The organism is Pseudomonas sp. MHK4 (genome assembly GCF_054600775.1).
Window position 1 is genome coordinate 699108 of sequence record NZ_BAAIAK010000001.1, and the last position, 17559, is coordinate 716666.

Below are 17559 nucleotides of genomic sequence, written 5' to 3' on the forward strand. Positions count from 1 at the left end.
TAAGGTTGGCTTATCTATTTGTTGTTATTTCGATAATTATTTTGCAAGCAGGATGCGCTAACGTCTACTCACTTCGACGATTCCTTGCAGCTGCATCGAAATCGTATGGGGATCCCAACACCATAAAAACAATGACGAGCACCTTTATGAGCACAACCCGTCAAGAGACTCATGATTCGCGCATGCCTCGCAAAGCGGTGACCGCCGCGACGATCGGCACCGCCCTGGAATGGTTTGACTTCACGCTGTACGGCGCGGTGTCGGCGACCATCCTGCCCAAACTGTTTTTCCCGGCGATGGAGCCAACAGCCGGCCTGCTCGCCTCGCTGGCCACCTTCGGTGTCGGTCTGGCCGCTCGGCCATTGGGCGCCATCACCTGTGGTTACCTGGGTGACAAGCTCGGCCGTCGCAACCTGATGCTGGCCACCGTGACCATGATGGGCCTGGCTTCGGTGTTGATGGGCTTGCTGCCCACCTACGGCCAGGTTGGCATCTGGGCGCCCATCCTGCTGGTGTTGCTGCGGATCATCCAAGGCTTCGCGCTGGGCGGTGAGTCCACCGGCGCGCAACTGATGGCGCTCGAGCACGCCTCCCCCGATCGCCGCGGTCGTTATTCCGGCATGCTCGGCTTGTGCTCACCGCTCAGCCAGATATTGGCCAACGGCGTGTTGATGGGCCTGGCAGCGACGCTTTCAAGCGAACAGTTCGAAAGCTTTGGCTGGCGAATTCCCTTCCTCATGAGCTTCGTACTGGTGGTGGTCGCGATCTTCATCCGCCTGAAAGTCGATGAAACCCCGGCCTTCGTCGCCTTGAAAAAGACCCCGGTCAAACAGGAAAAGAGCCCGCTCAAATCCGCACTGGGCAGCCACTACAAAACCATCCTGCGCCTGATGTTTTTCTTCTGCTCGCCCGCTGCACTGTTCTACCTGATCGTGATTTTCTCCCTCAGCTACCTGACCAAACACCTGGGCTTCAGCCAGTCGACAGGCTTCATGTCGCTGATGGTGGCCAACATGTGCGCGATTTTCGGTGCGCTGGCCGGTGGTTATCTGTCCGATCGCTGGGGCCGTAAAAAGGCGCTGGCATTTGGCTCGTGCATGACCTTGCTGATCCTGTTCGTGTACTTCCCGATCCTCAACACACTGAACGTGCCCGCCATCATGGCAATCATGGGGTTGTTCCTGGGCTTCACCCAGTTCCAGAGCGGCATCCAGCCGGTGGCCTTCGCCGAAGCCTTCCCGACACAAGTGCGCTACTCCGGCTCGGCTTTGGCCTACACCGGCGCCAACCTGGTGATCGGCGGCCCTATGCCAATGATCGCGGTCTATCTGATGAGCCAGTCGAACAACTCGCCATGGCCTCTGGTGACGCTGTGCGCGGTGATCAACCTGATCTCGCTGGCCATGATCGTCATCGGCCCGGAAACCCGCGGCATCGACCTGAACGCTGTCGCCAAAGACGACGAGATCGACACTCGCGCTACCGCCATTCTTTCCAAATAACGCAGCAGGACGACCATGAACCGCACCGTCTTCATCCTCAACGGCCCAAACCTCAATCTGCTGGGTCGTCGTGAGCCGCACATCTACGGCCACACCACGCTCGAACAAATCCGCCAACGCAGTCAGAGGCTGGCCGAAGAGCTTGATCTGGTAGTCGACTTTCGCCAGACCAACCACGAAGGCGTGATGGTCGACTGGATTCAAGAGGCCTTCGAGCAAGGCGCCGCCGTGATCATCAACCCGGCCGGCCTTTCGTTTCACTCGATCCCGGTGCTGGATGCGCTGAAGTTGCTCGACGCGCCACTGATTGAACTGCACCTGTCGAACATCCATGCCCGGGACGAACTGCATCGCCACTCGATCATGTCGGGCGTGGTCAATGCGGTGATCTGCGGCATGGGCGCCGACGGCTATCCCCTCGCCATCCGCGCCATTGATGACTTGCTGCGTCGTCAGGTCGCCAACCACTAACACCTCTTCGCCAAACGCTTACCCGGCGGTCCTTCGGCAGGTGGTTGCCAGGGCCGCCTGCGCCTGAAATTCAGTCGCAGACTGCAAATAATCCTGAAAAAAATAATAATTGATTGCGAGACAACGACCATGCGCCACACCGATTTTCGCCGCAACGTGCCCGCACATTACTCCTTGATCGGCCTGACCCTGGCCCTTAGCGCCGGCTCAGCGACTGCCGTACATGCCGATGAGAACAGCGGTTTTATCGAAGGCTCGACCGCCACGCTCAATCTGCGCAACGCCTACATCAATCGCAACTTCGTCAATCCCGCCTACCCCAACAGTGCTGCACCGCAGAACAAAGCGGAAGAGTGGACGCAAAACTTTATCCTCGATGCGCGCTCCGGCTATACGCCCGGGCCCGTCGGGTTTGGCGTCGATGTGCTCGGGCTTTATTCACAGAAGCTCGACGGTGGCAAAGGCACCGCCGGCACGCAACTGTTGCCTGTCCATGGTGACGGAGAACCTGCTGACAATTTCGGACGCCTGGGAGTTGCCGCCAAGGCCAAGGTGTCGAAGACAGTCGTAAAAGTCGGCGAATGGGTCAGTACCTTGCCGATCCTGCGTTCCGATGACGGTCGTTCGTTGCCGCAAACCTTCCGTGGCGCGCAGGTCACCTCCCAGGAAATAGGCGGGCTGACGTTGTATGGCGGTCAAATCCGGCAGAACAGCCCGCGCAATGACGCCAGCATGGAAGACATGTCGATGAACGGCAAAGCCGCGTTCACCTCCGACCGATTCAACTTCGGTGGCGGTGAGTACACCTTCAACGACAAGCGCACCACGGTCGGGCTCTGGTATGACGAGCTCAAGGACATCTATCAGCAGCAATACTTCAGCCTGAGCCACAGCCAACCCGTGGGCGACTGGACGCTCGGCGCCAATATGGGCTTTTTCACGGGGAAGGAAAACGGCGCCAGCCTGGCCGGCGATCTGGACAACAAGACCGCCTTTGGCCTGTTCTCCGCCAAACTGGGGGGCAACACCTTTTATGTCGGCTTGCAAAAGCTCACCGGTGATAGCGTGTGGATGCGGGTCAATGGTTCCAGTGGCGGCACCTTGGCGAACGACAGTTACAACTCCAGCTACGACAACGCGCAGGAACGTTCCTGGCAGGTTCGTCATGACTATAACTTCGTCGGACTGGGTGTTCCGGGCCTGACGATGATGAACCGCTACATCAGTGGCGACAACGTGCACACCGGGGCTATCACCGATGGCAAGGAATGGGGCCGGGAATCGGAACTGGCTTATGTCATTCAGTCGGGCGCCTTGAAAAACCTGAGCGTGAAATGGCGAAACTCAAGCATTCGCAAAACCTTCAGCACCAATGAATTCGACGAAAACCGTCTGTTTATCAGCTACCCGATTTCGTTGCTGTAGTGCTGTTGAATTGAACACGCCACGGCCCGCCTGAAGCCATTCAGCTGGGCCGTGGTTCTTTCTGGTCTGTCATTAAATGAAAAGAAAGTGTCGTCGAATGCGGGGTCGTCGAACACGCAATGGGCGTAGAACAGGTCGCGTATCGTTCTGTTTTACATCTGCCACACCATAATAATAATCCGACCAGGGATCGCCCTTAATGCGCGTGAATTTGCCCGTAACTGACCATGAAAGACTATTTCCCAGCGAACAACGCCTGATCTCCACCACCGACCTTGATAGTCGTATCACCTACTGCAATGACGCGTTTGTCGACATCAGCGGTTTCACCTACGACGAATTGGTCGGCCAGACCCATAACCTGGTCCGACACCCCGATATGCCACCAGGAGTGTTCATCCATATGTGGCACACCATCAAGCAAGGCAAACCCTGGATGGGGATTGTGAAAAACCGGGCGAAAAATGGTGATTTCTATTGGGTCAGTGCCTATGTCACGCCCATCTATGAAAACGGCCGCATGAGTGGTTACGAGTCGGTTCGCTCGGTGCCCAGCCGCGATCAGGTCCGTCGGGCATCAGCGCTTTATGCCAGGATGCGTGCCGGCAAACCAATCGTCTCGCTGAGTGCGCGGATTTTCCGGCCACTGCAGCACGGTTGGCCATTAGTCGTGGCGGGCGCGGTTTCGCTGCTGGCTGATCAATGGCTGCCAAAAGCTTCGGCCCAGGGGATGCTGTTGGTAAGCCTGGGAATTGCCTGGTACCTGATCGAGTCCCGACAACGCAACGCCATAAAGCACACCCTGGCCGAGCATCCGAAAGCATTTTCCGACCGGCTGGTCGCCCTCACCTACAGCGACAACCATGGTCCCCAGGGCCAATTGGACATGGCCATGCTCAGTGAGGAGGCCCGCTTGCAGACCGCCCTGAGCCGTCTCGTCGATGCCGGCGTCAGCGTAAAGGCCAAGGCGGCACAGTCATCGGAGCTGTCCGGCTTGCAGGCGCAGTCGCTCGATCGCCAGCGCAGCGAAACGGATCAGTCCGCCGCCGCCATCTCGCAGATGGCGGCCACCAACCAGCAAGTGACCCAAAACGTCATCAGTACCGCCCATGCCGCTGCCGAGGCTGACCAGTTGACGAGGGACGGCAGCGAGTTGGCCCGGCAAAGTCTTCACGCCATGGAAACCATGAACGCGGCCGTCAACGAAATCGGCCAGGCGGTCAATGCGTTGGCGAGCGAGACGCAATCGATCGGCAGCGTCGTCGATGTGATCACTTCAATTGCCGAACAGACCAACCTGCTGGCGCTCAACGCCGCGATCGAGGCGGCCCGGGCCGGTGAGCAAGGTCGCGGTTTTGCCGTGGTCGCCGACGAGGTGCGGTCCCTGGCCCAACGCACTCGCACCTCCACCGAGCAGATCCACGGCATTATCGCTTCGCTTCACACAGGTGCCGATCGCGCAGTCTCGACCGCCGCCCGAGGGGAGCAGATTTCCCGCGAAAGCATGCAGCGTGTCGAGGCCGTGCAGGCTGCCCTGGTCGGTATCAGCCAGGCGGTCAGCCGGATCACCGACATGAGTCAGCAAATGGCATCGGCATCGGAAGAGCAAAGTCACGTGACTGAAGACATCAATCAACAGATCACGCGCATTGCGCAGCTGTGCGATCACAGTGCCGGGCAAGCCAAGCAAGGCGCGGCGATCAGCCAGGACCTTGAAGTGATGGCTGAATATCTGCACAGCCTGGCCGAGCGGTTCAACCGATAAACGTCAGTTCAGCGGCGGGCCGGACGGTCCGCCGCTTGTGCACAGGGCTACGCAAATCCAAGGAACGACAGGACGACCGCGACGACCACCACCAGCCCGACGATGTAGATAATGCTGTTCATCAGTCCACCTCTCAATCTGAACAAATTGCGAAACGAGGGTGCGACAGCTTCCAGATCAGGCACCTTCGCTTGTCACTCCATTCGACAACACACAGGGCCCATTGTCCCAATCGAGCGTAGAGACACTATGCTTGTATCCAGCCAACCACTCCGGACATCGACATGCCCGCCGAAGAATCCACCCTCCTCCAGAGCTGGCACCACAACGCCCAGGCCTGGATCGAAGCCGTGCGCAGCGGCGCCATCGAAAGCCGCTTGAAGGTCACCGACCAGGCCATTCTGTTGGCGATACTGGGGCGCCAGCCCGAGCGCGTGCTCGACCTCGGCTGTGGCGAGGGCTGGTTGCTGCGGGCACTGGCGGAACGTGGCATCGAAGCGGTCGGCGTGGATGGCGATGCGACGCTGGTCGAGGCGGCGCGGGCGGCATGCGCTTCGCCGGTGCATCTGGCCAGTTATGAACAGTTGGCAGAGGCGCAAGTGAATATCGGCCGCGACTTCAATCTGATCTGCGCCAACTTCGCCTTGCTGCACCAGGACATCATCCCGTTGCTCGCGGCCATGAACGTACTGCTCGCCCCCGGTGGCGCGCTGGTGATCCAGACGCTGCACCCATGGACCGTGGCCGCGGGCGACTATCAGGATGGTTGGCGGGAAGAGACGTTCAGCGGATTCGCCGGGAAGTGGCAACCCATGCCATGGTACTTGCGCACCTTGTCCAGTTGGATCAATGCGCTGGACATGGCCGGTTTTCGGTTGGCCGGCCTTCAGGAGCCGCAGCACCCACAAAGCCCCGTGCCGCAGTCGTTGTTGTTCGTGGCCGAGTCGCGGAAGGCGTGCACGGTGTGACGGTATAACGGCCACCACCGCATCGCCAGCAAGCCGGCTCCTACAGATGTGTGCCTCACCACAAATCCAACATACCCCGCAAACCCTGTAGGAGCTGGCTTGCCAGTGATGGCGATCTGACCGACCCATCGCCAGCAAAGCCGGCTCGCCGCCCTACTATTGATATTTGACGTCCCGGGCCGTATCGCGGGTGTCCTGCTTGGTGTCGCGCTTGTCCTGGCGACAATCGGCACGGCTCTTTTCATCACCCTCCTTGCATTCTTCCTTGGTTTCCCTTGAGGCTTCGCGCCCTTCCTGTTTGGTGTCACGCGATTCTTGCCGTTGGTCGGCCTGGTCGGTCGCGTAGGCCGGCAACGACACGCCGTATAGGCCGGCCGAGAGGGCCAGTGACGCCAGTGAAGCCATGTAAAGCCTGCGAATCATGAGCTTTCTCCTGTTCAAGAGTACTCAATCACTGGAGTTCCCCGGTCATTGACCGGAAACGCACGTTTTCCACAAGATCCTCTGGAGTGGGAGTTTTAACGATAGTCGATACGCGCCACCCCACAAGGTCGGGGGTGTATACGGTCTAAAGCATCTTCTCCAGGCCGATCTTGTCGCTGAGCCAGGCCTTGAAGCTGCGCCATCTGCTGCCGGGCTCCTGGCGCAAGACATGCAGGCGACCATCGTCCTCGGCGATCCAGACGATTTCGCCATTTTCCAGGCGCGCCTGGTAACTCACCGCTGGCGCCATGCCCTCAAGCGCCAGCTTGCGCATGTAGCCGGCCAGCTCAGGGCTGTCGACCAGCACGCCGACTTCAGTGTTCCACAGCACTGAACGCGGATCGAAATTGAAGGAGCCGATGAACACTTTCTGCTGGTCGAGGATCATGGCCTTGGTGTGCAGGCTGGAGTCCGAGCCACCACTGAGGCCAAAGGAAGAAGAACCACCACTGGGGTCATCCGGTTGGCGCCGCAGTTCATAGAGCTTCACCCCATGTTCGAGCAGGCTCTTGCGATAAGGCGCATAGCCGCCATGCACCGCCGGCACATCGGTGGCTTCCAGTGAGTTGGTCAACAGGCGCACATCGACACCGGCATCGGCACGCCCGAGGAGGTAGCGCATGCCGGATTGTTGTGGGACGAAGTACGCCGAGATCAGAATCAGCTCTTTATTGACTCTATCGAGCTCAGGCCGCAGTTGTGTGGCCATCAACAGCGCGCGGGCCGGTTCGTCGTCGGCCAGGACCTTGCTCGGGGCGTCCCACATCGCCGTGCCATGGGCCCAGATCAGCTGCTGGCGCCAATTCGCGAGTTGCGGTTTGGTGCGGTAGGTCATGAGGTGGTCGTACAGGGCCTGGTTTTCGATACGCGTGCTCTGCAGCGATTGTTCCAGGCGCTGGCGGCTCTCCTGCAAGTCTTCGGCGGTTGGCTTGACGATCAGGAAGTCACTGATCGCCCGGCTCAGGGCGCTGTTCCAGTACTGATCGAAGCTGTGGCCCAGTTGCTCGGCGACCGGACCGAGGCACAGCAGGTCCATGTCGGTGAAGTTGAGATCGGGCTTGGCGTCGAAATATTCATCTCCCAGGTTGCGTCCGCCGACGATCGCCGCGCTGTTGTCGGCCAGCCACAGCTTGTTGTGCATGCGCCGGTGCTGTTGGGACAGATTGAACAGGCGGCCCATGGTGCGGGTCACCAGGGTGCTGCGCCCCAGATGCAAAGGGTTGAACACGCGGATATGGATGTTCGGGTGCTCGGCCAATGTAGCGATGACTTCTTCCTGGCCATCGCTGGCCGTGTCATCGAGCAACACGCGGATCCGCACGCCGCGATCGGCTGCCAGCAGCAGTTCACGCACCAATGCCCGGGCACTCAGGCCGTTATGGACAATGTAGTACTGCACATCGAGGCTTTTCTGCGCATTGCGGATCAACTCGGCCCGCGCCCGGAACGCTTCACTGCTGTTAGGCAGCAGGCGAAAACCCGAACGCCCCTCATGCTGGGCGGCCGCGGCCTGGATCGAGCGCCCGAACGCCGACTCGCCGGCGGGTATGACCGCGCTTTTCTCGGGGGGCAAGCGAGGGGTCGCGCAGCCGGCGAGCAGCAGCGTGAGCAACAGGACGGGGATGAACAACGACATGGACAACGGGCTCGTCCTCAACCTCGGCGGGATGGGTTTTGATTTATTCCAGTAAAGCCCCGTTCGAGCGTGGCGTGGCGATATTTTGCGGTAGTTCCAAGCCCAGGAGTGGTTTTCCTCATAAAGGCTATTGGCCTCCACGGATGAGCTACCATAGCTAAACCGTTTTTTTATCCGGGAGAAGATTATGCATCGATTGGTTAAACCGTCGGATTATGTTCTTCAGACTGCAATGGACAAAATGGTTTACATCCTGCCTTGGGAACGCCGTCATTGCCCCGGAAATCCTACGGATGAGCCCGAGCAAGGCGCCCTGCTCTATAACCAATACATCCTCAATTTCATCCATGGCCTGACACCGCAAACGCCAGGCGAACGAATCATTGAAATTGCCCAATGGTGCCTGGCGTTGGCCGGTGAACCTGCCAGGGCGTTGGCCGATGACTTGTCGGCGGCCTACCTCAGTCGGTACAGCTTCGTGCTGGCTGACATCTCCAAATACGATGATGAATCGAGAGAGTTACGCGGGCACCTGGCGCTTTGGCCTGAGGAAATAAAAAAGATGCCCGCCAATCTGGTGATGGCGTTGCGAGCCCGGGCTGCGGGCCTTTTGATGGGCTGATGCGCGGGATAGGCAGAAATCGGGGCAAGCCGGCAAACAGCTGCTGGCCTGCGCCAAGTGGTCAGGTCGTGAGATTAGGGATAGTCTCTGAGCGACATCATTTCGAACAGCCGAGCCATGACCCGCGTAGAGTTTTCACCAGACGTAGAAGCCATCCGCGCCATCGATGCCGTTCCAGTCATCCTGAGCATGGTCAAGCATTTGACCGGGATGCGCTTCGCCGCGGTAGCGAGAGTCACCGAAAGAAGCTGGGTGGCCTGTGCGGTCGATGATTCAATCGATTTCGGTTTGAAGCCCGGCGGCGAGCTGGTCGTCGAGTCGACCATCTGCCACGAGATTCGCCAACACAGGCAGCCTGTCATCTTCGGCCACGCCAGTGCGCACCCGGTTTTCTCGTTGCACCACACCCCCCGGACCTACGCCCTGGAAAGCTATATCTCCATTCCCATCATCAGAGCCAATGGCGATTTTTTCGGCACCCTGTGTGCCATCGATTCCGTACCGGCGAATCTCGACGAGCCCGCCATCGCCAAGACACTCACCCTCTTCGCCCAACTGATCGCGATGAGTCTCGACGCCCAAATCAATCTGCAGGCGACGCAAGCCGCACTGGTCAATGCCCATGAGCACGCAAGGCTACGCGAACAGTTCGTCGCCGTCCTCGGACATGACCTTCGCACGCCCCTGAGCGCGATCCGGATGAGCGCTGATCTGCTGGAAACCAGGACTTCGGAAAAACGCTCACTGAACCTGATTGCAGCGATCCGCAATAGCTCGACTCGAATGGGCGTCCTGATTGAGAACGTGCTGGATTTTGCCCGGGGAAGGATGGGTGGCGGGATTCCAGTCAAACGCCAGCTGGTCGATGACCTGGGTCGCACGCTCAAACTCACGCTGGACGAAGTACAGGCCTCACACCCCGAAGCGAAGCTGACCCATAAGCTGGACGTTCCAACCGGCGTCTATTGCGACGCGCTTCGCATCAGCCAGTTACTTTCAAATCTCTTGGGCAATGCCGTGACCCATGGCTCAACAGCCGAGCCTATCCGCGTGCACGCCTATGCCGAGGGAAATGAGGTGGTCATATCGGTGAGCAATCAGGGGGCGCCCATTCCACCGCCGTTGATGCCGTTGCTGTTCGAACCCTTTACCCGCTCAGAAGCTGGCCAGCGTGGCGAAGGCCTGGGCTTGGGACTTTACATCGCTTCTCAGATCGCCACCGCGCACAACGGTAGCTTGAGTGTCGCCTCGACGCTGGAAGCAGGAACCTGTTTCGTCGCAAGATTTCCGGCTGACTTCAAATGGATCAGTTGAATTCTAATCACGAGCAGCACGAACCTTCCCGCTGAAGACGCTGAAGCCGTAGGTGTTGTAAATGAGCGTCACCGGTATCAGCACGGCGAAACCGACCAACATGAATAGCTGGCTGGCCGGACTGGCGGCGGCAGCCTGAAGCGTCAGCTGCGGCGGGACAATCAGCGGATAAAGCGCAGCAATCATCAATGCAAGGGCCAGGACAAAGATGCCCAATGTAGCGAACAGCGGCAGATAGTCCCGATGGCTTCGAAGTCCCAGCGTGAAGCCAGTCAGCAATACCAGCAGCAATGTCGCGGCCGGCAACCAGACCAAAGGATCTGAAAGCCGCTGCGCATATCGAGGGTCCAGGCTCACTGTCCAGGTCACCAACACGGCCAATAGCAGCAGCGTCACGATTGCCAGCGCCCTCGCCTGACGAGCTGATCGCCGCTGCAGTTCTTCTTCTGTACGCCAGTAAAGCCAGCAGGCGCCCAGCCATGTGTAGCCGACGACCAGCACGGCGCCGCAATACAGTGGAAATATGCCCAGCCACTCCCAGCCGTCACCGCTGTACTGGCGGCCATCATTGGGGATGCCTTGTACCAGCGTGCCCAACACGATCCCCTGACAGGCGCCGGTGAGCAGCGACCCACCCAGCATCAAGCCGTCGACCGCGCGCTTGATGCCTTCATTGGGTGAGTAGTCACGAAACTCCAGGGCGACCGCACGAAGAATCAACGCCAGGAACATCAGGATAAACGGCAGGTAGAGCGCTGGAAGCAGGATCGCGTAGGCCAGCGGAAACAACGCCAGCAAACCGCCGCCCCCCAGTACCAACCAGGTTTCATTGGCATCCCAGATCGGCAGGATGGTCACGGCCATGGCACGCCGATGCCGACTGCTATGGGTCAGGCCCAGCAATACGCCAACGCCAAGATCGGTACCGTCCAGCAACACATAGTTCAACACTGAGAAGCCCAGGGCGGCGGCAGAAAGCAGTGTCAGCCAGTCATTGTCCAACATGGATCGATGCCCTCAGGATTTGCCCGTCTCATCGGCCAAAGTGGGTTGTGGTCCGGGTTCGCCCGCGTGAGGCGGCTCACGCAATAATCGCAGGAGCACCCAGAGCCCTACGCCGAAGATCACCAGGTAAAACCCCAGGATTGTCCATGTCGCCCCTACCACCTGTTGGCGAGAGACCGAAGACAGGCTGTCCGCCGTGCGCAGCAATCCATAGACGGTAAACGGTTGGCGCCCAACCTCGGTCACGACCCAGCCACTCAACATCGCCAGAAGTCCAGCCGGGGTCATCAATACACTCAACCGATACATCCAGCGCGTTGCGTGCAGGCGCTGGCGCCAGCGCAGGATCAGGCTGGCGACCCCCTGCCCCAACATCAAAAGACCCAGGCCGACCATGACGCGAAAGGCAAAGAACACCGCGGGCACTGGGGGAATGTCCTGAGGCGGGAATTCGTCCAGGGCGGCGATGGTACTGCTCAGGTCATGGCGCAAGTACAACGACCCCATGCGCGGGATTGCCACTTCCCAATGATTGCGCCGCTCAGTCATGTCCGGCAGGGCGAACACGCGTAGCGGCTCCCCTGCCCCTTCGGCCGGGCGAGTCCATGAGCCTTCGATGGCGGCGACTTTCTGTGGCTGCACCTTGAGGCTGTGCAGACCATGCAGGTCGCCGACCACGATTTGCACAGGCGTGAGTACCACGATTGCCCATAGCGCCATGGAATAGACAAGCCGTGCTCGCGGATTTTGCGGCGCACGCAACAGCTGCCAGGCGCTGACACCGGCCAGCAGTGTCGCGGTGCCGAGCACTGTGGCCAAGGTCATGTGCGCCAACCGATAAGGGAAGGAAGGATTGAAGATGATTGCCCACCAGTCCTGCGCAATGAAGCGGCCATCGGCACCAATGGCGTAACCGGCGGGTGTGTGCATCCAGGAATTGGCTGACAGGATCCAGAAGGCGCTGATGAGCGAACCGGTGGCGACGGCGCAAGTGGCAAAAAAATGCAGGCGCGGGCCAACCTTCTTCAAGCCGAACAGCATGATGCCCAGAAAACCTGCCTCAAGAAAAAATGCCGCAAGCACTTCGTAGAACATCAACGGGCCGAGGATATCGCCCGCCTGGGTCGACAGCCGCGACCAGTTGAGCCCGAACTGGTACTCCAGAATCAGACCCGAGGCGGTACCCACCGCCACGGTGAGGGCGAATACTTTCAGCCAATACCGGTAGACGTCCAGGTAGATCTGTTGCCCGCGCCATAACCAGAGTGCTTCAAGCACCATCAGGAAGTTGGCCAGGCCAATCGTGAGTGCCGCCAGGACAATATGAAAGCTGATGGTGATCCCAAACTGGGCACGTGCAGCCACCAGCGTCGAATCAACCGCGTCCATGATCGCCGCCGACTGTTGGCCAAGGCGGATTGCCGAAGGTGCTGGCGCAAATGGGCATGACACCGGTCCCATGCAGTATTTGTCGGTTGACTCTTCCCGGCGCCAAATGATTCCGCAACAAGACCGCTAGTCCCGTCCCCCGCCATCTCTATGAACTAACCTCCGTGCGCGCTCCTCTCCCGCTTACCATCAAACCCATGAAAGGGGCAGGACGTCATGAGAGCACTCACCTATCACGGCGCGCACAGCGTCAAAGTCGACACCGTCCCCGATCCGGTTATCGAGGACAGCGACGACATCATCCTTCGCGTCACCGCCACTGCAATCTGTGGCTCGGACCTGCACCTGTATCGCGGGAAGATCCCCACCGTCGAGCATGGCGATATCTTTGGCCATGAGTTCATGGGGATCGTTGAAGAAACGGGCTCGGCCGTCACCGCCGTGCAACCCGGCGATCGCGTGGTCATCCCCTTCGTCATTGCTTGCGGCAGCTGCTTTTTCTGCCAGATGGATCTGTTCGCCGCCTGTGAAAAGACCAACACCGGTCGTGGCGCGATCCTCAACAAGAAGGCCATTCCATCAGGTGCCGCGCTGTTTGGTTTCAGCCACATGTACGGCGGCATACCCGGCGGCCAGGCGCAATACGTGCGTGTTCCAAAAGCCAACACCGGGCCGTTCAAGGTCCCGGGTACTCTCTCCGACGAGAAGGTGCTGTTCCTCTCGGACATCTTGCCCACCGCATTCCAGGCCGTGACCAACACCGGCATCGGTAACGGCTCAAGCATCGCCATCTATGGTGCAGGCCCGGTCGGTCTGTTGAGTGCAGCCTGCGCCAGGATGCTCGGCGCCGAGCAGATCTTCATGGTCGATCACCATCCCTACCGCCTGGCATATGCTGCAAAGACCTACGGCGTGATACCGATCAACTTCGATGAAGACGCCGATCCCGCCGACACCATCATTCGCCAGACCAAAGGCATGCGCGGCGTGGACGGTGTGGTGGACGCGGTGGGCTTCGAAGCCAAGGGCAGCACCACCGAGACCGTGCTCGCCACGCTCAAGCTTGAAGGCAGCAGCGGCAAGGCATTGCGCCAATGCATTGCCGCGGTAAGACGGGGCGGCGTCGTGAGCGTGCCGGGGGTGTATTCCGGGTTCATCCATGGTTTCCTGTTTGGCGATGCCTTCGACAAAGGCCTGACCTTCAAGATGGGCCAGACCCATGTACAGCGTTATCTGCCGGAGCTGCTCGAACACATAGAGACCGGGCGCCTTAGCCCCGAGGTCATCATCAGCCACCGAATGTCGCTGGAGCAGGCAGCAGAGGGATACAGAATGTTCGACAAGAAGGAGGACAATTGCACAAAGGTCATCCTGACGCCGGACGACAACCGGATTGCGTTGCCGGAGAGCGACGACACCGCCACGGTCCTGGCTACCTGATAGGGCTCTGCGGGAAAGAGGACATCTGCATTTCGTCCTCTTTCCAACCGTTGCCTACGGCTCACACACCGCTGGTTGCAGGTCATCGCTTTTGCAAGGCTCTTGCGACGTTTCCAACAGCAGCTGGTCCACGACCTGAGCCAGAGCGGCATGGACATCCCCTGTTCTGGGCAACGCTCGCTGGAAGACGCTTCGTTGCCGGTCTGCACTGGTGCCGTTGCGCAGAATGGCGCGGGCCTGGGCGAAGACACTTTCCACTCGCCATGCCCGCGCCGTATCGCCAAGGGTTTGCTGCGCCAGGGAAAGCCACTGCTCAGCCGAGAAGGGTCGGTCGTACCCTTCGACAATGAACGACGCCTGGGTGCCATAGCGTTTTGCACGCCAGCGATTTTCCTTGAGGAGCCAGCGGGACGTTTGCGAGTAGGCCAAGCCTGGCCTGTGTTGATCAATCGCGTAGGCAACCAGCAAGCGAAACAATGACGCGATGCACAAGGCATCTTCCAGCCGTGGGCAGGCATCGGTCATGCGTAATTCCAGGGTCGGGTAGCGGCAAGCGGGCCGTAAACCCCACCAGCATTCGCTGGCCTGGGAGATGGCGCCGCTACGGATCAGCAAGGCGACGTAGGCGTCATAGGCAGGTTCATCCTCGAAGAACTCCGGAATGCCCATTCTTGGCCACTCGTCACAGGCCGTTTGCCGGTAGCTCATGAAGCCGCTGTCGGCACCGTCCCAAAAGGGCGAAGAGCTGCTCAATGCCAACAACAACGGCGTCCACGGCAAGACTTCGTTCATCACCTGGACACGATCCAGATGACCGGCAATTTCAACGTGCACGTGCAGGCCGGATAGCAGGCTACGCCGAGCGACCCGTTGATAGTCTGCAAACAGTTGAAGAAAGTGATGTTGCTCGGTGGCCTGTTGAATGCGCCAGTCAGCCAGGGGATGACTCCCCGCACAGAGCATTCCCAGGCCATAGGACTCCAGCGTACCCCGCAAGCGCTTGCGAGCAGCCGCAAGGTAATCCTCGGCTTGCGCCATGCCAGTGAAGATCGGCGAAGCCACTTCGATCTGGCCCTGGAACATCTCATGGGCAAAACAATCACCCATCGCCGCCTCGCACGCCTCGATCGCAGCCCTGGGCGGCTGCGCGGTCATGCGCCGGGTGTCCAGGTCGGTGATGAGGTATTCCTCTTCAATGCCGAATCTCAGCTGTTTGTTCATCAACGCGCCCTCGGCGTGCCACTCAGTGATAATCCTCTCCCGCTACTGCGCGCAGAAACGCCTCGTCCGCCTTGATTCTCAGATCGCGCCACTCTTGCCAACTGACAATGCGCTGGCGATCCATCTCATCGGACTGTCGCAGCAGTTCTTCGTGATAGGCATCGGGAGATTCCATGCGCAGCGCGATGTCATCGAGTGCTCGATGCCAGGCATCCAGTGCACACAATCTTCGTTCCTGGGACGGCGTCAGCTGGTTTTTGAAGGCATTCATGGCAGTGCAATCCCGGAGTGATTTCTGAATGGATCAACAGGGTTCGAGCCAGGTTCATGAGGGCCGACCAGAGGTGTCTGACGCAAAAGAAGAGAGGCCGGCATTCGACCTCCCCCTTTTGCATGCGACGCCTTACGACGTGCCCAATCCACGGGACAGATCGGCCGGTTGACTGGAGGCTGCGTGACCATCCCCTTGCGGCTTCTCCTCCTCCGTATGTTCCGTGGTTTTGGTCACCGTATCGCGCACCGCCTCGAAGCCCTCCCGCGCCTGCTGCTTGACCTTGTCGGCCAGCCCGGCGCTGGTCTTGCCCATGTAGCGCTGTTCGGCCGCTGTCGAGGGCAAGGCCGCCCCCAGCATGGCCCCCAAGGCGATGCCCGCAGCCGCGACCATCAGCGGTTGCTCCTTGAGCAACTGGCTGACTTGATTGCTCATCACCTGTGTGCTGCGCACCAGGCGGTCGCTGGCGTCATGCACGGCATGGCTGATGTTTTCGCCAGCAGCGCCCAGGTTGTCGCCCAGATGCGCCGCTTTGTCTTTGACACTCTGGTAACCTTCCTTCAGGGTGTCCGCCGTCTCGTGCAAGTGCTCGCGCGCACTGTCGATGCCCTCGCCCAGCCCTTCGGTCCAATCCCCCACCTTGTTCCGCGCAGGGGCCACGGGGTAAACCGGACGAGGAGTCGGCGGACGGTTCTGGCTCATCATCAACCACAACAGACCCACTGATGTCACTACCGCAGGCACCGGATTATTGCGCACGCTGGTGCCAAGGTTGCTCAGGAACGTGGTGCCGTTGCTCTGCATGAAAGACAACGCCTGGTCGAAGACCTGTCCCGGGGTGAACTTGCTTTCCAGCGCGTCAACGATGTTGCCAATGCTTGCACGCTGCGCGTCGATTTCACGCTCGATGGTCTCCGGACTTTTCTGCGACTCGATTTCAAATTCAGTGTTCATGAGACTCTCCTGCGAAGCGCTTCCTGGTCTTTGTTCAAGGCGTCCAGCGTGCGATCAGGCTTTAAGTGGGACGGTTCGAACTGTTTTTTTCCGGACTGCAGCATGGCGAACCCCACGATCATCACCACGACACCGACGATCAACGCGGCCAACCACGGCGCCATGACCATGCTCAAGCCGTAGACCGCCGACATCAGCAGGATGATGAACCCCGCCAGCAGCACGATCGCACCACCGGCGACACCGGCAATCCCTGCCTTGAGCGTCGTGAGACTGGCCTGCAGTTCGGCCTTGGCCAACGCCAGTTCCTTGGTGAACAGTGCGGGCACTTCGCGGGTCAGCTGACGTAACAGGCCGACGACTGAAGCGTCAGGTTCGGGAGTGGGTACGGGTCTGATGCCCGGTAGGTCTTGATCTTCTCTGTTCATCACAGCGCTCCTTTATAGGATGGGGAAGCGGGTGTCGCGCTCGTAGCGAAGTCTGACGGATGATCCTGTGCATTCGGCGAGGCCGGCGTGATGCCGGTGGCCAGGCCAGGGTTTTGATCGGTGTGTGATGGAACGGAGGTTTCGTAGGGGCGTTGTGCGCCGAATCCGCCTGACGCAGGCATTGAATGCCCTGCTGCAGGATCGTCGTCATCGCTGACCGTCGCCGCCGGCGCGGCCCCGGCCTTGAGAAAACGCGACAGGCCAAAACCCAGCGCAATGCTGCCAGCAATGAACAATGCCGGGTTATTGCGCGCCAACTCGGCGCCGTCATGCAGTAACTGTTCCGCACTTTTCCCGCGCAGATTGCCCGCCAACCCGCTCATGGACTCGGCCATGTCAGCGAGGTAGTCGGACATGCCCAACCGGTCCTTGTCCTGCAGTTCTGAAACGAAGGATTTTGCGCCTTCGGCCAGTGCCTCGATCTGGTCTGCTGCCGTGTCACGGTATTGGCCAAACTGTTCATCCGCCTGCTGCCTTGCTCCGCCAAGTGCCTCCGTTACGTTTTCCTTGAGATGTTGGAAGTCTGGGGAGTCGGGTTTGTCTGCCTGGCTCCCGGTCGTGCTGTCTGTAGTATTCATGTCGTCCCTCGCCATCGAGTAAAAACA

17 protein-coding genes and 1 pseudogene are annotated in these 17559 nt (G+C 59.6%); 9 read left to right on the top strand and 9 right to left on the bottom strand.

Annotated elements, in window-relative coordinates; genetic code table 11:
- The first annotated feature begins 146 nt into the window (after nt 1–146).
- The 6 genes and pseudogenes from ACYP2Q_RS02975 to ACYP2Q_RS03000 all read left to right on the top strand — a co-directional run bounded on the left by ACYP2Q_RS02975 (nt 147) and on the right by ACYP2Q_RS03000 (nt 6131).
- Nucleotides 147–1502, top strand: a complete 1356-nt coding sequence (locus ACYP2Q_RS02975) for an MFS transporter (protein WP_459729103.1) — start codon at nt 147–149, stop codon at nt 1500–1502.
- A 15-nt stretch (nt 1503–1517) separates the two neighbouring features.
- Nucleotides 1518–1973, top strand: coding sequence for a type II 3-dehydroquinate dehydratase (locus ACYP2Q_RS02980; RefSeq protein WP_459729105.1), 456 nt, complete (start codon nt 1518–1520; stop codon nt 1971–1973).
- A 129-nt stretch (nt 1974–2102) separates the two neighbouring features.
- Entirely contained in the window at nt 2103–3398 is a 1296-nt protein-coding gene (locus ACYP2Q_RS02985; RefSeq protein WP_459729106.1) for an OprD family porin, read from the top strand.
- 199 nt (nt 3399–3597) lie between these two features.
- Nucleotides 3598–3900, top strand: a pseudogene (locus ACYP2Q_RS02990) (PAS domain-containing protein); the annotation flags it as partial.
- A 228-nt stretch (nt 3901–4128) separates the two neighbouring features.
- A complete protein-coding gene (locus ACYP2Q_RS02995) occupies nt 4129–5163 on the top strand; it encodes a methyl-accepting chemotaxis protein (protein ID WP_459729468.1) in 1035 nt (344 codons plus the stop codon).
- A gap of 284 nt (nt 5164–5447) precedes the next feature.
- Nucleotides 5448–6131, top strand: coding sequence for a class I SAM-dependent methyltransferase (locus ACYP2Q_RS03000; RefSeq protein WP_459729107.1), 684 nt, complete (start codon nt 5448–5450; stop codon nt 6129–6131).
- Between the two features lie 156 nt (nt 6132–6287).
- Here the strand turns inward: ACYP2Q_RS03000 and ACYP2Q_RS03005 are convergent, their stop codons facing one another.
- Both ACYP2Q_RS03005 and ACYP2Q_RS03010 read right to left on the bottom strand, forming a co-directional pair.
- Nucleotides 6288–6554, bottom strand: a complete 267-nt coding sequence (locus ACYP2Q_RS03005) for a hypothetical protein (protein WP_459729108.1) — start codon at nt 6552–6554, stop codon at nt 6288–6290.
- A 145-nt stretch (nt 6555–6699) separates the two neighbouring features.
- The gene (locus ACYP2Q_RS03010; protein WP_459729109.1) at nt 6700–8250 is read right to left on the bottom strand and encodes a phospholipase D family protein; all 1551 of its coding nucleotides are present in this window, start codon (nt 8248–8250) and stop codon (nt 6700–6702) included.
- Nucleotides 8251–8482: 232 nt separating this feature from the next.
- Here ACYP2Q_RS03010 and ACYP2Q_RS03015 point away from each other — a divergent pair, with 232 nt between their 5' ends.
- A complete protein-coding gene (locus ACYP2Q_RS03015; RefSeq protein ID WP_459729110.1) occupies nt 8483–8872 on the top strand; it encodes a hypothetical protein in 390 nt (129 codons plus the stop codon).
- Nucleotides 8873–8989: 117 nt separating this feature from the next.
- Nucleotides 8990–10186, top strand: a complete 1197-nt coding sequence (locus tag ACYP2Q_RS03020) for a GAF domain-containing sensor histidine kinase (protein WP_459729111.1) — start codon at nt 8990–8992, stop codon at nt 10184–10186.
- Nucleotides 10187–10189: 3 nt separating this feature from the next.
- Here ACYP2Q_RS03020 and cydB read toward each other — a convergent pair whose 3' ends face one another.
- Complete coding sequence (cydB, locus tag ACYP2Q_RS03025) at nt 10190–11191, bottom strand: cytochrome d ubiquinol oxidase subunit II (protein ID WP_459729112.1); 1002 nt, start codon at nt 11189–11191, stop codon at nt 10190–10192.
- 12 nt (nt 11192–11203) lie between these two features.
- On the bottom strand, nt 11204–12580 hold the full coding sequence (locus tag ACYP2Q_RS03030; RefSeq protein ID WP_459729113.1) for a cytochrome ubiquinol oxidase subunit I: 1377 nt from the start codon (nt 12578–12580) through the stop codon (nt 11204–11206).
- A 216-nt stretch (nt 12581–12796) separates the two neighbouring features.
- Here ACYP2Q_RS03030 and ACYP2Q_RS03035 point away from each other — a divergent pair, with 216 nt between their 5' ends.
- Entirely contained in the window at nt 12797–14020 is a 1224-nt protein-coding gene (locus tag ACYP2Q_RS03035; RefSeq protein ID WP_459729114.1) for a zinc-dependent alcohol dehydrogenase, read from the top strand.
- Nucleotides 14021–14074: 54 nt separating this feature from the next.
- Here the strand turns inward: ACYP2Q_RS03035 and ACYP2Q_RS03040 are convergent, their stop codons facing one another.
- The 5 genes from ACYP2Q_RS03040 to ACYP2Q_RS03060 form a co-directional block, all read right to left on the bottom strand.
- Entirely contained in the window at nt 14075–15241 is a 1167-nt protein-coding gene (locus tag ACYP2Q_RS03040) for a carboxylate-amine ligase (RefSeq protein WP_459729115.1), read from the bottom strand.
- Nucleotides 15242–15263: 22 nt separating this feature from the next.
- On the bottom strand, nt 15264–15512 hold the full coding sequence (locus tag ACYP2Q_RS03045; RefSeq protein ID WP_274075715.1) for a hypothetical protein: 249 nt from the start codon (nt 15510–15512) through the stop codon (nt 15264–15266).
- Between the two features lie 132 nt (nt 15513–15644).
- Nucleotides 15645–16466 (bottom strand): DUF3618 domain-containing protein, encoded by an 822-nt coding sequence (locus ACYP2Q_RS03050; protein ID WP_459729116.1) that lies wholly within the window; start codon nt 16464–16466, stop codon nt 15645–15647.
- Nucleotides 16463–16894 (bottom strand): phage holin family protein, encoded by a 432-nt coding sequence (locus ACYP2Q_RS03055; RefSeq protein ID WP_459729118.1) that lies wholly within the window; start codon nt 16892–16894, stop codon nt 16463–16465. The genes ACYP2Q_RS03050 and ACYP2Q_RS03055 overlap by 4 nt, the downstream gene beginning before the upstream one ends.
- Nucleotides 16894–17532 carry a hypothetical protein gene (locus tag ACYP2Q_RS03060; RefSeq protein WP_459729119.1) on the bottom strand — a complete coding sequence of 213 codons (639 nt, stop codon included), beginning with the start codon at nt 17530–17532 and terminating at the stop codon, nt 16894–16896. The genes ACYP2Q_RS03055 and ACYP2Q_RS03060 overlap by 1 nt, the downstream gene beginning before the upstream one ends.
- Nucleotides 17533–17559: the final 27 nt, after the last annotated feature.